The sequence below is a fragment of the Sporosarcina siberiensis genome, from assembly GCF_042681925.1.
GTDB classification, from domain to species: domain Bacteria; phylum Bacillota; class Bacilli; order Bacillales_A; family Planococcaceae; genus Sporosarcina; species Sporosarcina siberiensis.
In genome coordinates, this window is sequence record NZ_JBHUGI010000037.1 from 74,534 (window position 1) to 88,896 (window position 14,363).

Here is a 14,363-nt window from a genome sequence, read left to right on the forward strand (position 1 = left end):
TGTTTTTATGTTGTTAAAGTTTTACTTTTTCTCTTTATCTTTTGTTTCTTTTTTCTCTAAAGAGTTTTCAATCTTATAATCAGCTCGTACTTCGTCTAACCATTCGACATACTGAGCTTGTAATTTCTCTTCGAAAAGTCCTTCTTTTATATCTTCTTTATGGTCTTCTAAAACAGCTTCTGTTGCTTCTTTTTTATCCGTTAATTTAATAATATGGTATCCGAAATCTGTTTTAATAGGATCACTTATCGTATCTGGTTTCATAGAAAATGCTGCCTCGTCGAACTCAGGAACCATTTTTCCGCGTGGGAAGAATCCAAGTTCTCCACCTTTTTCAGCATTGGAAGCATCTGTAGAATATTCTTTTGCTAAAGCTGCAAAATCATCGCCATCAGCAATCTTTTGTGCAACTTCTTTTGCTGTTGCTTCATCTTCTACAAGAATATGGCTCGCCTCAACGGATTCGGGCTGATCCAATTGCGCTTTATTTTCATCAAAGTACGCTTTAATTTCTTCGTCTGTTATGTCAATTCTAGGTTCAATCAATTTACGGATTGATAAGTATTGAACAATGTTTTCTTTAAGCTGAGCTTCTGTAATACCATTCTGTTCTAGAGTAGCTTCAAATGCTTCTTGACCGCCAGCATTTTCAATATATGTCTCTAGTTCCTTATCAATGTCTTCGTCAGAAATTTTGATTTTTTTCTTTTTCACTTCGAGTGCAATGACTTTTTCATCAATTAGTGCGGAAAGTGCTTGTTCTCCTTGAGATTGTACGAGAACTTCATATAATTCATCTTTGGTAATTTTGTCCCCTTCAACTGATGCAATCGATTCTTCGTTTGAACAACCTACAGCAACGACTAGGAGAGAGGAGAGTATACCTGCCTTTAGTAGTGATTTCTTCCAGTTCTTAAACATTATATTGCCTCCAATTCGTTAGATATAAACTTATCATACATTGCAATTATGAACAAACTATTAACGGGAAAATAACCACATAAACTCATGGCAATTTTGTGAACTTTAATGGGGGATTATAATGGTGAATTTTGTCCCTTTTCCCGTCGCGCTCGTAACTTGAATTGTTCCATCATGCATTGTAACAAGTTGTTTCACAATGGATAAGCCAAGACCAAACTCTCCGTAAGGATTTGTCGTTCGTGAAAGGATTGCTTTGTAAAAACGACTCCATATTTTTTCGATATCCGCAGGATCGATTCCTATCCCTGTATCTTCAATTTCAATCATCGTTTCATTTTTCAGTGCGGTTCCTCTTAACGTAATTGTCCCATTTTCTGTAAATTGAATACTGTTTTTTGTAATGTTAATTAAAATTTGGGTAAGACGATCGTAATCAGCAAAGACAGTTACATCTGGTTCAGAGACGATAAGAATCACATTATTCCGTTCACCTGCAGCACCGTCAAGTTGGTCTTTGATAATATTCAATAGCTCTACGAGTTGAATACTTTGTTTGTTAAGTGTTATTTGGTTCGAACGGATTTTTTCATAATCTAGATTTTCGTTAACGAGGCGAATGAGTCGCATGGTCTCATTTCGAGCCAGTCCAAGTGCTTTTTCCTTCTCATCTTCGGCAATCATATTGTTTTTTAACCCATCAATCACTCCACGGATTGTCGTAAGTGGTGTTCTCAGTTCATGGGAAACATCAGCCATAAACTGGCGCCGTCTATTTTCAAGGCTTTTAATTTCTTCCATCGAAAGATCTAGTTTTTCAACCATTCCATTGAAATCCCCCGCAAGTTCTCCGATTTCATCAAAGTCTGTATGTGGGATTCGCACAGAATAATCACCGTGGGCGACAGTTGAAGTTGCTTCTCTTAGCCGTTTGATGCGTTTTACATGGAACGTAGACAGTATCCAACTTAAAAGAAAGGCCACGGCTAGTGCGATAATTGTCGTATATATTAAGTAGTTATTCATTTGTGAGATGACTTCTCGGGAGCCTTTTATTGGAGACGTCAGTAAAATACCTCCAACAAATTGGTTGTTCAAATGAAGTGGAAGCAAGACGAATGTGACGCCTTCATGGAATCGTTTAAAGTCCTGTTTAACAGTAATCTTATGTCCAGTTTTAAGATGTCCCCATTCATCCTCATTGAGTTCGATGCGGGGGGTATTTGTACTTGTCGAATAAATGATCGCTGACCTTTCATCAAAAAGACTGTACTGAATATCTCTTCCCTGAAGGACGTGTCCATAATTTTTAAGTATATTTGCTGAGTTTTGTTGATTGTTCTCAAAGTCTTGTAAAATACTTTGGCCGTATGATGAAAGTTCCTCGGTTTTATTATCATAAACAAATTGTTCGACGTAATGTGAGAACAATAAGCTAATGAGTAAAAAGGAAATCACAATTACGCTCACATGACTTACGATGAGCTGGTATACGTATTTTATTTTCATTGTGCATCATCTCTATTTTCAAAGGTTTCGTCGAATCGGTAACCAACACCCCAGACTGTGTGAAAAAAGGGTTGCTCATCTGTCGAAACTTTTGTACGAAGTCTCTTAATATGAACATCTACAGTTCGATCATCACCGTAAAAATCATAACCCCATACACTGTCTAGCAATTGGTCACGTGAAAACACTTGCTTGGGGTGCTGGACAAAGTGATACAGAAGATCGAATTCCTTAGGTGTCAGATTTAAAACAGGTTTTTCATTTAACAACACTTCTCGTGTATTTAAATTGATTTTGAAGTGTTTTGTTTCGACTATACCTTCTATAGGCATCTCTTCTTTTAATGGAGCGTACCTTCGCGTTACTGCTTTAATGCGGGCCATGAGTGCAAGGGGGCTAAAAGGTTTGGTCACATAATCATCGGCACCCATTTCGAGCCCCAGTACTTGCTCGGATTCACTATCTTTTGCGGTCAGCATGATGATGGGAACGGAATAGTTCTCTTTTCGCAACTGCTGACAAATTGATACGCCGTCCATTCCAGGAAGCATCCAGTCGATAATCAGACAGTCCCAATCGCCCTGTTTGGCAAGTTCAAGCCCCTTTAAACCATCCATTTCAAAAGTACCGTCAATTCCTTCTTTAGAAAAAAAGAGCTCAATCATTGAAGAGACACTTTCGTTGTCCTCTATTACTAATATTTTCAAGCGACGAACCTCCTCTCCAATGTACTATTCTCTTCAAAGTAAACGGAATTTTTTAAATATGCAACAACAAACACCTATGACCTGTAGGAACAGTTCATAGGTGCCAGGCTGTTATTTAGTTACAGGCTTATTGTTGCTTGTTAAAGTAGCTTCAATTGTAAGCAATTCAGCTCCACGATAAATTGTGAATGTTACTTTGTCGCCTATTTTAAGGCTGGAATAAAGAAGTTTACGCAATTCAGTCGAACTCTTTATGTCTGTTCCATTAAGAGATGTAATAACGTCTTCTATTTGAATACCAGCTTTTCCTGCAGCGGACTCAGGGTCTACACTTGCCACGATAACTCCGCCTTTAACGGAATCCGGCAGTTCTTGCAAATACATTTGAGGTACTTCACTGAGTTCGGCCATTCCGATGCCGATATATGGCCGTTCTACTTGGCCGTTTTTCGTCATCTCTTCTATTAAGGGGATGACTTCGTTACTTGGTATGGCAAAGCCGAGACCTTCAACACCTTTTTCAGCAATTTTAAGGCTGTTAATACCAATGACTTCACCTGCTGAATTGATCAGTGCTCCACCACTGTTTCCGGGATTGATAGCGGCATCTGTTTGGATAACGTTAAATTCCCATTCCCCGGCAGATGTTTTTACTGTAATCGAGCGATCGACCGCACTGACAATACCTTGAGTCACAGTTCCAGAGAAGTCTAGGCCTAGTGGGTTCCCAATAGCCACAACAGGATCTCCCGCACGAAGTGTGTCAGAATCTCCAAATTCTAAAGCCGTATCTGCATACTTCGCATCGATTTTTAATACAGCAAGATCGCTTAGTGCATCCTTACCAACAAGCTCAGCTGTTGCTCTTTCTCCATTTTCAAGGGACACTTCAAGCTTGTTTGCTCCTTCAATGACATGGTTATTTGTAACAATATAAGCATAATGTTTATCTATTTTATAAATCACTCCAGAGCCCGCACCGCTTTCCACGCTTTTGGATTCAGAATTGAAGCGATTATCGCTATTTTGGAAGTTAACAATTCCTACGATTGCACTTGATGACTGTTCAACCATATCGGATAGTGATTTATCTGGCTTCGCACTTGTTTGTTCTACAGTATATCCGGCAGACTCTTCAGTAACAGGAGAGTTATCTGTAGAAGGCTTCTGAATGATGTTTGTATTCATAACAACACCAAGCGTTAAAACCGAACCAATGATACCTGCACTAATTGTCGATAGAAAACGTTTAACAGAGCCTTTTTTATTTTCATTATTCATAATGAATTCCTCCGTTTCTCTTAATACCCTTATACTACTAGGTAAATATGAACAAACTATTACGGAGACATGAACAATTAAAGATCTTTGAAAGGAAATATGTGACCGAGAAAAAGTTCTAATGAAATTCAATTAAAAAAGTAAGGCATATCCTTGAGTGCTGAAACGTAGAGTAATAGTGTGTGTGTGTAAATCACCGCAACAGTCACAGTTGGAAATCAACCAACGGAAACAGGGAGGAATGTTTAGTGGTATCAGCACTAGAAAATCAGGTGTACGCATTTCCAAATACAAAAGGTTCAAAAGTTAATTTCAAGGAGAGATATGAAAACTTTATTGGTGGCAAATGGGTTGCGCCAAAGAATAAGCAATACTTCGACAATCCAACACCGGTAACTGGCAAGAAATTTACAGAAGTCGCACGTTCAACTGAAGAGGATATAGAACTCGCACTTGACGCAGCACATGCTGCCAAAGAGGCGTGGGGAAAAACATCCGTCACAGAGCGTTCAAATATTCTACTAAAAGTAGCTGATCGTATGGAACAAAACCTTGAAATGCTAGCCGTAGCTGAAACATGGGAAAATGGAAAAGCGATTCGTGAAACGCTAAACGCTGATTTACCATTAGCAATCGATCATTTGCGTTATTTTGCAGGAGCAATCCGTGCACAAGAGGGCGGAGTTAGTCAGATTGACAACGATACAGTAGCTTATCATTTCCATGAACCAATAGGTGTTGTTGCACAAATTATTCCGTGGAATTTCCCGATTTTAATGGCGATATGGAAACTGGCACCGGCGCTTGCAGCTGGAAACTGTGTTGTCTTAAAACCGGCTGAACAGACACCTGCTTCGATTATGGTCTTAATGGAGTTAATCGAAGACTTGTTGCCAGCGGGAGTTGTAAACGTTGTAAACGGATATGGTTTGGAAGCAGGAAAACCACTTGCTTCAAGTCCACGCATCGGAAAAATTGCGTTTACAGGAGAAACAACGACAGGCAGGCTCATAATGCAATACGCTTCTCAAAATACGATACCAGTCACACTAGAGCTTGGCGGAAAGTCTCCGAATATTTTCTTTGAAGACATTATGGATGAGGATGATGCACTGCTCGACAAAGCAGTAGAGGGGTTTGTCATGTTTGCACTTAACCAAGGTGAAGTGTGCACTTGTCCTTCAAGGGCATTAATTCAAGAATCGATTTACGATAAGTTTATGGAGCGTGCAATTGAACGTGTTAAAGCAATTAAAACCGGAAATCCTCTTGATCCAACAGTGATGATGGGTGCACAGGCATCCACTGAACAAATGGAGAAAATCCTGTCTTATTTAGATATTGGTAAGCAGGAAGGAGCGGAATGTTTAACAGGTGGAGAACAAAACGAATTAGACGGCGAATTAAAAGACGGTTATTATATCCAACCGACAGTGTTTAAAGGGAATAACAAAATGAGGATTTTCCAAGAGGAAATTTTCGGACCTGTAGTATCAGTTACAACATTTAAGACGAAGGAAGAAGCGTTAGAGATTGCGAACGACACATTGTACGGCCTCGGCGCGGGTGTTTGGACACGTGATACAAATACGGCCTATCGTTTAGCTCGTGGAATTGAAGCGGGGCGCGTCTGGACAAATTGCTATCATGCTTATCCAGCACATGCAGCGTTCGGGGGTTATAAGGCATCCGGTATCGGTCGCGAAAACCACAAAATGATGCTTAACCATTATCAACAAACGAAAAATATGTTGGTCAGTTACAACGAAGAAAAGCTTGGGTTCTTTTAAGCAGGAGGACTATGACTGACAGATCGTGTACTTGCAACAGAAGTCGCACTCATTGTCAGTCAACAGGACGTTCTTTTAGGAGCTATTGGTGAAGTTCCATTTTATATGCACAAAAACCAATTTGAATATTGGAAGCATACCCAACTCATTATCGACGTCGTAGAAGGACGCGGAGGTATGTTTTCACTTTAAGGTGTGGAGGGGCAACGTTTTCTAACAAGGTCCCGAGCATTTACAGTAGAAGAAAAATTTGAATTGCAAAAGTGAGCTAAGAAAAACCTTCTGAGTAGTTTCAGAAGGTTTTTCTAAATCGATGCGACTGTTACAGAAAACGTTCTCGTACTTCAGGCGTTGGAAGTGCACAGGAATCATCTTTTTTACCAAACCATTTATAGCGATTGCTTGCAAAGTAATCATAGAAAAAATCGCGTATTGGGCGTGGTACAAGTATAAGGATGAACAGGAGATGCCACAAACCGTCTAGTTTTTTTGCAATTCGAAGTGCTGCGGAAGATTTCGTAAACGCTTTACCATTTTCAATGAGTAGAAGACTATCCACATCGCTCGGGATACTATATTCTTTCACCGTCTTTATACCGACATCGCTTTGCAATGAAGTGAATTGAAAGTGAGCAACTGGATCTCTTTTTATTATAAATTGAACACTGGAGTCACAAAAATTACAATCACCATCAAATAACACAAGTCGTTTCATTCGAATTCCTCCTGAAAGTATCGATCTTTTATTAAGTATAGCCTTTAGATAAGATAACCAAACTTTCGGATGCGTCTATTCACAAATGACAGAAAGTTTAGTATACTTAGTGGTAATAATCTAGTAAATGTTTCGATTGTTGCTATCTATTCTTTTTGCCCAGGTAAAAAATAGTTAGGAGGCTAATCGTATGGACCACTCACAAGTAGATCCAAAAGAAATGGAAATGAGGCAGAATAAAGACTATATTGCCTCTTTAAAAATGGTTGGTGAAGGTGCACCTGTGTACGATTTTGATAGGGAAGAAGCGTTTTATGAGAAAAAACCAAACGAAGAAGCAGACGCGGATATAAAGTTGCCGAGAGATTATCAATAAACATAAAAATAATACATCAAGAGCTGGCCAAATTGGACAGTTCTTTTTTATTGTCTAAATCTTCTTGCTTCTATATGTCGCGCTGTGATATAGTCATGTTGTTATATAGGAAGAACAGTAGAGTGGATGTGATTGCGGTTGACTATCGAAAAAGTACTGAAAATATATGTCCCGATGACGGAATCGGCATTTTACATCCTAATATCACTTTCCGTTCCTCGTCATGGTTACGGCATAATAAAACATGTTCAAGAATTAACAAATGAACGACTCGTTCTAGGGTCTGGCACAATATATGGGACGCTGAAGAAGATGCAACGGGATGGAATTGTCAGCGTTTATGCGGATGAATCAAGGAAAATAATTTACGAAGTTTCAGATACAGGAAAAGCGTTGATGCGGCATGAAATGGGTCGGCTAAAAGAGCTGTACACAAATGTGTTAATGTACGAGGAGGAATTTCAATGATTAAAAAGTGGCGACCGTTTTGGAGTTATGATGTGGAAAAAACGGAGCATTGGTTAGCGCAGATGGCGGCCGAAGGTAAAAAGATAGTGCAGGTCAACTTGCTGACACGTTTTTTTACATTCGAAGAAGCGGTTCCTGGTAAAGCGGAATACCAAATTGTTTATGATAAATTAAAGAGCCCCTTGACTCGAACGTTAGAAAAATCAGGTTGGAAGCCTAAGCTAGAAGAAGGTAAATGGAAGTTTTTTGAAAACACCAAAGATACAGTTCGGGCGTATCCGGTTCGGGACGGCATTCTAAAACGAAATAAACTGCACGCGACTGTTGCCACAGGTGTTTCTTTTTTCAGTGGTGCACAGGCATTGTTTATGCTTCTTCTATTACTAATTCTTCTTACTTCTGGAGAAGGTTTTGAAGGCAGTGGACCGTTTGGAATAATCGTGTCGGCACATTTAACACAGAGCGTAGTGATCATGTTTCTTGCAATTTATTTAAAGAAAAAGATACGTGCTTTTGAGCATAAATATTTTAATACCGGTGAAGATGTTTTAAAAACAACGGGTGAAACCTTTTCAGTTTGGAAACTGAGTTGGGCGGAAACACCTGATTTACTGGAAGAATGGTTGTCGGACATGGCGCTCCGAGGCAATCAATTCATTGGAATAGGCAAGCAAAACGGACGTTTCAATTTTGAGAAAGGAGAACCAAAACATGTTTCGTTTGTCTACGATTATCAACTAAAAGCTTCCTCGATGTACTACGACTTACATAAAAGTGAAGGATGGAAGTTGAAGTACACTTCTACCTTTTCCATTACAAAGCAGTCGATTTGGATGAAGGAACACAAGCCAGGCGAGAAAAAACCTCGGTTTACGTATGAACCAGTGGAAGAGAAGAAAAGAATACGCAAAGTGATTATAGGCAATGTGCTTTCCATTTTGTTTCCTGTAGCGGTTTCGACATTCTTACTCTGGATAGGCATTCCCTTCTATAAAGAGGAAGGTTTAACGCTGCTCATTAAATTCTTGATAGGCGTAATTATATTGTCTATGGCTCTGCCCATTCGACTCGTATATCGAACGATTCGCTACGGAATGCGAATGAGACATAAACTGAGCAATCTGCATCGCATTTAGCGGTGCATTTTTTTATTTCCAAATGTACGATTACTGTTTTTAGTGAAAAAAAGGCCATTCGGATACGCCAAAGAGGTTATGCTTCAACCTGTTCGATTGTCGAATAAACGTTGAGGAAACAGACCATACTAGAATTATATTAAATGATTCATAGTATAGGAGCGTGAGAGAAATGGTGTTATCGGAAGCTTGGGAAAAATATCAGTTTGATAAACGAATTGAAGGGTACTCTTCTTTAACATTAAAGATGTACGGGTATCAATTTAATCTTCTTAGGCGTTATTTAGGCGATTTCGTCATGGAGGATGTTACAACAGATAACTTGAAGCAATACTTGGGAGAAGCAGCCGAACATTTAAAGCCCTCTAGTTTAGGTCACCGGATTCGCTTCATTAGATCGTTGTTTAAATGGACTCATGAAGAAGGGTATATTTTGAAAAATCCCGCTGCAAAATTAAAAGAACCCAAATTAGGAAAGCGTATTCCAAAGTTTCTTACCAAACATGAAATCGAACTTCTACGTGAAGGTTGTCACACAACGCAGGAGAATGCGATATTCGAGTTCTTTTATTCGACAGGTTGTCGGATTGGGGAAATTGCGAAGTTAAACCGAGAGGATATCAATTTTACGACAAACTCTGTAATTGTAAATGGGAAAGGTGACAAAGAAAGGGAAGTCTATTTTAATATCCGCTGTGCGATTTGGCTGAAAAGGTATTTAAAAGAACGTGAGGATGAAGACCCTTCTTTATTTATCACAGAGCGTAACCCTAGAAGACGCCTGAGTATTGATACTCTTAGATATATCATAAAACGCATATCTAATCGTGCCGGAATCAAAAAAACAATTTATCCCCATCAACTACGTCACAGCTATGCTACTCATTTGGTTGACAGTGGAGCGCCTCTTGAAGTCATTCAAAGTCTGTTAGGTCATGAAAAAAGTGAAACGACAAGGATCTATGCCCATCTCAGCGGTAAATTAAGACAGGACTTTTATAACAAGTATTTTTAAATGCAATTCTTATAAAATAAAATAAAATAGGCAGTAAGTGTAAGCATCGACTTTTCAAAATCAGTCAGCTCCTTGACTGGTCTACAATAATTGATATTAATACTGTGTTAAGTTTAGTAGAAGATAGCTGTGAATTTAAAACTAATATCTATTGAAAAATAATCGCTTGTCGATTAATATATTGAACCCATAGTCTCTCGCCCGTCTGCTCCTTCTGTTTTCACATTTAATAGAAGGAGGAGGTGAGATTATGATGCAGCAATGGAATTGTAACGAAGGTATGGTTCAACCAGTTGTGTGTCCGACTCAGTATCGGTGCCACGATCAGTTTATTCCAAGAGAAGTTCCTTATATTCATCCGATTGTGAACGTGAATCGTCAGCATATTGTTGAAGTTCCGCGTCATTACTACACAGAAACGACGCAAAATGTAATGGGTGAAACTCTTCAAGCTCAGCCTGGCTTTGGCCCTAACCCAGGTTTTGGTCCAGGACCTGGCCCAGGTTTTAGACCTCCTAGACGTAGACCGAGGTTCTAAACGAGAATTATGGTAGAATAAAACTACCACAATTCTATTGTAAGGGTGAATGTATTGAAACCATTTAGATTAATCATTCCAGTCGTGCTCATCGTTGGAATTTACAGTTGGATGAAAATGGAGAAAGATTTTGCAGAAGTTCCAGAAACATCACGGATTCTAATAACGATCGGTGCAGTGATTGTGAGTGGAATTATTTCGTATTTTCTCTTTCCGAAAAACGAAGGGGAAGAATACTGAAGAAATCAGTGACCAATGTGTCGCTGGTTTTTTTATTGTTATAAAATTGAAGACCTAGAAGGAAAGAGTACATAGAGATGTTAAATCAAGAATCCAAAACGTTATTTTATATAGTTGAAACGTTTCACAAAAACTACGGTCTAATCAAAAAAGGAGTGATTTCATTTTGTTAAGATTAATGAAAATAATACTGCTTACTTCTACCTGTATAACAATGATGATTGGATACAACAAGGTCTCTGCTACAAGCTGGGCTGAAATAGATCCACAGGAAGTTAAAAATCGCGCCAAGGTAATTGTAAGTGGGACATATGACTTTTCAAGTGAATCTAAACCTAGTGAATTTATTTTTAAGGGTTTAAAGTTTAACGTAAACAAAATATATCAAGGGGATGTACCTATAGAACTCATTGCAGGTATTGATATGTTTGATGTTGGATGGGCAGAAGAGTTTCAAGATGAGGGTGGCGAGTTTCTTTTGTTTTTAGAGGAGAATGAAAAAGCTGATTTCCTATTACCAGTTGGAGGACCAAACGGTATGGTTCAAATATCGAAAGGTAAGGTTGAACATCATAGTAAGACAAACATAAAGTTTTATGAAGAAATATTGAAAATGAAGCCAAAAACCCCGAATAGTGAAATCGGTGAAACAGGTACATCTGATCAAGGTTCAAATCCTATTTCACTATTCCTTATAAGCGGCGGTGCGTTAGTGAGTCTACTGGCTTTGGTATTACTAGTGCGCTATTTAAGAAAGAGGTAGAGGTAGAGGCACACGAAATAAAAAACGAAACGATTTCGAAACCAATCCGTATAAGAATAGAGAATAAAAATCTTTAAAAAAGAAAAGAGTGTTTTATATGGTCAATTTACTTATCTTGTCAATTATCACAGGCGTACTAGCAAGTCTCGTTATTGTTCCTCTTGTTAAGGTAAATCAGGAAACAGAAGAGAAGCTAACATTCAATCGAATGACAGCGTTAGCAGTAACTGCAACGGTTCTATCACTCATTACTTTTGGGTTTTATTATGTAACAAATATGGATCGGAACTGGACTTCCTTATGGGTTGCGTTAGTCGTTGTGACTTTGCTTGGCGTCCTCGTCGCGAGTGGGAAAGAACGTAACGTTAAGGTGGTTTTACTCTTGGGTTCGATTGTCGTAGCTGCATTTGTTCTGAGTGCGCCGTTATTCAATGCCGACAAGAAATATGAAGCAGTCGAAATGAAGGAAGAGGTTGAAATAAAAGCATTTGACGATGCAAAAACTCCTGCGAGTGTACCTCCTAAATTTGCTCGCAATAAAATGAAGAAAGCTTTCGGGCAAGTACCAAACACAAGCTATTATGAGCTTGGTAATTTACAAATTCAAAAAGTGAACGATGCCTTTGTCTACATTGCACCAGTTGAATTTTCAGGCTTTTTCAAATGGATGAACGGTAAGACGACACCAGGTTATTTCACAATGAGTGCAACTGATTCGTCAGATAATCCTAAGTTTATAAAGATGGAAATGGATTATACACCGTCATCCTTCTTCCATAAACAAGTAGAACGCCATATGCGTATGGAAATGCCGAACCTCATTTTTTACGGCGATGTACAACTTGAAATTAATGATGAAGGAAAGCCGTATTATATTAGATCATATGGAGACTTTATAACAGCTCGTAACGGATTTGATGTACAAGGAATTGTAACTGTGGATTCAGCAACGGGTAAGACAGTAAAATACGCTCTCAAGGATATTCCGAGCTTTATTGATGGTGCGGTTTCACCTGAAGCGGTTAGTCTCCAAAATAGTTATTTCGGAAACTATATTCACGGATTTTGGAATTCAGTAGTAGGGAAAAAAGATGTTAAATTACCATCAGATGAAGGAACAGAGGCAAATGTAAGTCCGATTTTTGACGAAGAAGGTCATATGTATTACTTCACCGATTTTACAAGTCCAAAAGAAGGTGTCGATTCGATGCTTGGTTATGCACTTACGGACGGTCGCACTGGTGAAGCAACGTATTACACTGGGAACTTGGAAGAATCGTATATGGATTCTCAAGGGGCTCTGCAAATTATAGAGAAAAAGTTTATTGAAAAGAAATGGTCTGGTGAAATGCCAGTTTTATATAATTTTTACGGAGCAGCGAGTTGGTTGACTCCAGTACTCGATTCCAATGGTTTCTTGCAAAACTATTTCATCGTATCCGCGGCGAATCCGGAAATATCGGTTTACGGGAACACTCCAAATGAAGCGCTGAAGCTCTACAAGACCGCTTTACAGCGGGGAGGAAGTACAGTTGACGGAAGTTCGGACGCAGAACAAGCGAAAGCGGCAGTTACTGTTCAGCGTGTCTTCAAGGAACGTGTTGGTGACTTCACCCTGGTTTCGATTTTAGCCGAAGATGGACGAAATTTCTTAGTCTCAACAGAAACCTCGCCACTTGCGATTTATGTTCAAGAAGGCGATAAATTAGCAATTACGTATTTAGAAACGGGCGAAGTATTCCTTCCAGTTAAAGAACTTGTGAATGTGACGATCGAATAAAAAATTGGAAATCCGCATTGCTAACCCGTTCAATCAAGTATTAGAAGAGTTTAGACGCATACCGATTGATATCGAATTAGAAAAGTAACTAGCATCATTTTTAGAGTGTTAGTTAATCTTTTAAAACACACTGTTGGGTATATCTGGTATAGTAATGATGAAATGTGAAAATTTTCAGTGTTCAACAAACGGGCCAGATTCTTGGATAGAGGTGTATTTTAGTGGGAACTGAAAAGGTATCCAAAAATGAAAAAAAGAAAGTTTATAAAACAGTTTTTATGACAATCGGTATTGTAGGGTTGCTTTTTGTAGGATTACTTGGTTACGGCGTATATTGGGCGTTTTTTGATATGAATAGGTTGCCAACAGGTGAATATCTCACGGAAGAAAGTTCTCCTGATGGTAAATATACGTTAAAAGCATATGTTGCTAACGGTGGAGCTACAACGTCTTATACCATTCGTGGCGAGTTGAATTTTAATCAAAAAAATAAAAAACCTAAGAATGTTTACTGGAATAACAAAGAAGATGGTGCTGATATAAAGTGGCTTGATAATGAGACAGTAATAATTAATGGGCATTCTTTAGACGTGCCAAAGGATAAGTTTGATTTTAGGAATCAGTAATTCACTTCACTGTTAACGGGCGCGATTCTTTAACAAGGATTTGCACCCTTTTCAGTAACAGGGGCCATTTTATTGAATAAATGTGTTAAATCAAGCAGTTGCAACCAATAGTTGCTGTATGGTTGGTGGTGTGCAACCTATAAAACCAATACGATTACAGTAATCATATTGGAAAAGGAGTGTTGCATTATGTCGTTAGGTTCTAATATTAGTAGTAAAAGAAAATCTCTTAAGATATCGCAAGAATATGTAGCTGAACAGTTAGGAGTAAGTCGGCAGGCAGTATCAAAATGGGAAACAAGTCAATCAGAACCATCAACAGATAATCTAATAAAGTTGGCTGACTTATTTGATAGTGATATTAAAGAATTAGTTTCTCCTGAGCAATATGTAAAGGAACAAAAAGACATAGAAACTCGGATTGAACGAAATCAAAAAAATATAAAAATGCAAATGGCAGCTGTCTTTGGACGCGTTTTGACATTGATCGGTTTCTTA

Annotated in this window: 16 protein-coding genes and 1 pseudogene; 12 read left to right on the forward strand and 5 right to left on the reverse strand. The window is 38.6% G+C overall.

Annotation, left to right across the window (positions count from 1 at the left end):
* Positions 1 to 21: 21 nt before the first annotated feature.
* From ACFSFY_RS16770 to ACFSFY_RS16785, 4 genes are all read right to left on the reverse strand, one after another.
* Positions 22 to 921 carry a peptidylprolyl isomerase gene (locus ACFSFY_RS16770; protein WP_381540068.1) on the reverse strand — a complete coding sequence of 300 codons (900 nt, stop codon included), beginning with the start codon at positions 919 to 921 and terminating at the stop codon, positions 22 to 24.
* A 105-nt stretch (positions 922 to 1,026) separates the two neighbouring features.
* Positions 1,027 to 2,430: a sensor histidine kinase gene (locus ACFSFY_RS16775; protein ID WP_381540070.1), complete on the reverse strand. Its 1,404-nt coding sequence runs from the start codon at positions 2,428 to 2,430 to the stop codon at positions 1,027 to 1,029.
* A complete protein-coding gene (locus tag ACFSFY_RS16780) occupies positions 2,427 to 3,137 on the reverse strand; it encodes a winged helix-turn-helix domain-containing protein (RefSeq protein ID WP_381540072.1) in 711 nt (236 codons plus the stop codon). The genes ACFSFY_RS16775 and ACFSFY_RS16780 overlap by 4 nt, the downstream gene beginning before the upstream one ends.
* Before the next feature lie 111 nt (positions 3,138 to 3,248).
* Positions 3,249 to 4,418, reverse strand: coding sequence for a S1C family serine protease (locus ACFSFY_RS16785; protein ID WP_381540073.1), 1,170 nt, complete (start codon positions 4,416 to 4,418; stop codon positions 3,249 to 3,251).
* A gap of 248 nt (positions 4,419 to 4,666) precedes the next feature.
* Here ACFSFY_RS16785 and adh point away from each other — a divergent pair, with 248 nt between their 5' ends.
* Both adh and ACFSFY_RS16795 read left to right on the forward strand, forming a co-directional pair.
* On the forward strand, positions 4,667 to 6,208 hold the full coding sequence (gene adh, locus ACFSFY_RS16790) for an aldehyde dehydrogenase (protein ID WP_381540075.1): 1,542 nt from the start codon (positions 4,667 to 4,669) through the stop codon (positions 6,206 to 6,208).
* Between the two features lie 48 nt (positions 6,209 to 6,256).
* Positions 6,257 to 6,475, forward strand: a pseudogene (locus ACFSFY_RS16795) (DUF779 domain-containing protein); the annotation flags it as partial.
* Between the two features lie 55 nt (positions 6,476 to 6,530).
* On the opposite strand, the gene ACFSFY_RS16800 reads toward ACFSFY_RS16795, so the two are convergent.
* Positions 6,531 to 6,923: a thiol-disulfide oxidoreductase DCC family protein gene (locus ACFSFY_RS16800; protein WP_381540077.1), complete on the reverse strand. Its 393-nt coding sequence runs from the start codon at positions 6,921 to 6,923 to the stop codon at positions 6,531 to 6,533.
* Between the two features lie 190 nt (positions 6,924 to 7,113).
* Between ACFSFY_RS16800 and ACFSFY_RS16805 the strand changes: the two genes are divergently transcribed.
* The 10 genes from ACFSFY_RS16805 to ACFSFY_RS16850 all read left to right on the forward strand — a co-directional run.
* Positions 7,114 to 7,299 carry a hypothetical protein gene (locus tag ACFSFY_RS16805; protein WP_381540079.1) on the forward strand — a complete coding sequence of 62 codons (186 nt, stop codon included), beginning with the start codon at positions 7,114 to 7,116 and terminating at the stop codon, positions 7,297 to 7,299.
* A 138-nt stretch (positions 7,300 to 7,437) separates the two neighbouring features.
* A complete protein-coding gene (locus ACFSFY_RS16810) occupies positions 7,438 to 7,767 on the forward strand; it encodes a PadR family transcriptional regulator (protein WP_381540081.1) in 330 nt (109 codons plus the stop codon).
* Positions 7,764 to 8,903: a DUF2812 domain-containing protein gene (locus tag ACFSFY_RS16815; RefSeq protein WP_381540083.1), complete on the forward strand. Its 1,140-nt coding sequence runs from the start codon at positions 7,764 to 7,766 to the stop codon at positions 8,901 to 8,903. Before ACFSFY_RS16810 ends, ACFSFY_RS16815 begins: the two co-directional genes overlap by 4 nt.
* A 172-nt stretch (positions 8,904 to 9,075) precedes the next feature.
* Positions 9,076 to 9,918, forward strand: coding sequence for a site-specific tyrosine recombinase/integron integrase (xerA, locus tag ACFSFY_RS16820; protein ID WP_381540085.1), 843 nt, complete (start codon positions 9,076 to 9,078; stop codon positions 9,916 to 9,918).
* Positions 9,919 to 10,168: 250 nt separating this feature from the next.
* Positions 10,169 to 10,456 (forward strand): spore coat protein D, encoded by a 288-nt coding sequence (locus ACFSFY_RS16825; protein ID WP_381540086.1) that lies wholly within the window; start codon positions 10,169 to 10,171, stop codon positions 10,454 to 10,456.
* Between the two features lie 54 nt (positions 10,457 to 10,510).
* Complete coding sequence (locus ACFSFY_RS16830) at positions 10,511 to 10,696, forward strand: histidine kinase (RefSeq protein WP_381540088.1); 186 nt, start codon at positions 10,511 to 10,513, stop codon at positions 10,694 to 10,696.
* Between the two features lie 166 nt (positions 10,697 to 10,862).
* Positions 10,863 to 11,459: a hypothetical protein gene (locus ACFSFY_RS16835; RefSeq protein WP_381540090.1), complete on the forward strand. Its 597-nt coding sequence runs from the start codon at positions 10,863 to 10,865 to the stop codon at positions 11,457 to 11,459.
* Positions 11,460 to 11,556: 97 nt separating this feature from the next.
* Positions 11,557 to 13,239: a hypothetical protein gene (locus tag ACFSFY_RS16840; protein WP_381540091.1), complete on the forward strand. Its 1,683-nt coding sequence runs from the start codon at positions 11,557 to 11,559 to the stop codon at positions 13,237 to 13,239.
* 278 nt (positions 13,240 to 13,517) lie between these two features.
* Positions 13,518 to 13,865: a DUF5412 domain-containing protein gene (locus ACFSFY_RS16845; RefSeq protein WP_381540391.1), complete on the forward strand. Its 348-nt coding sequence runs from the start codon at positions 13,518 to 13,520 to the stop codon at positions 13,863 to 13,865.
* Positions 13,866 to 14,054: 189 nt separating this feature from the next.
* Positions 14,055 to 14,363: helix-turn-helix domain-containing protein (locus ACFSFY_RS16850; RefSeq protein ID WP_381540093.1), on the forward strand; the 309-nt coding region annotated here is incomplete at its 3' end.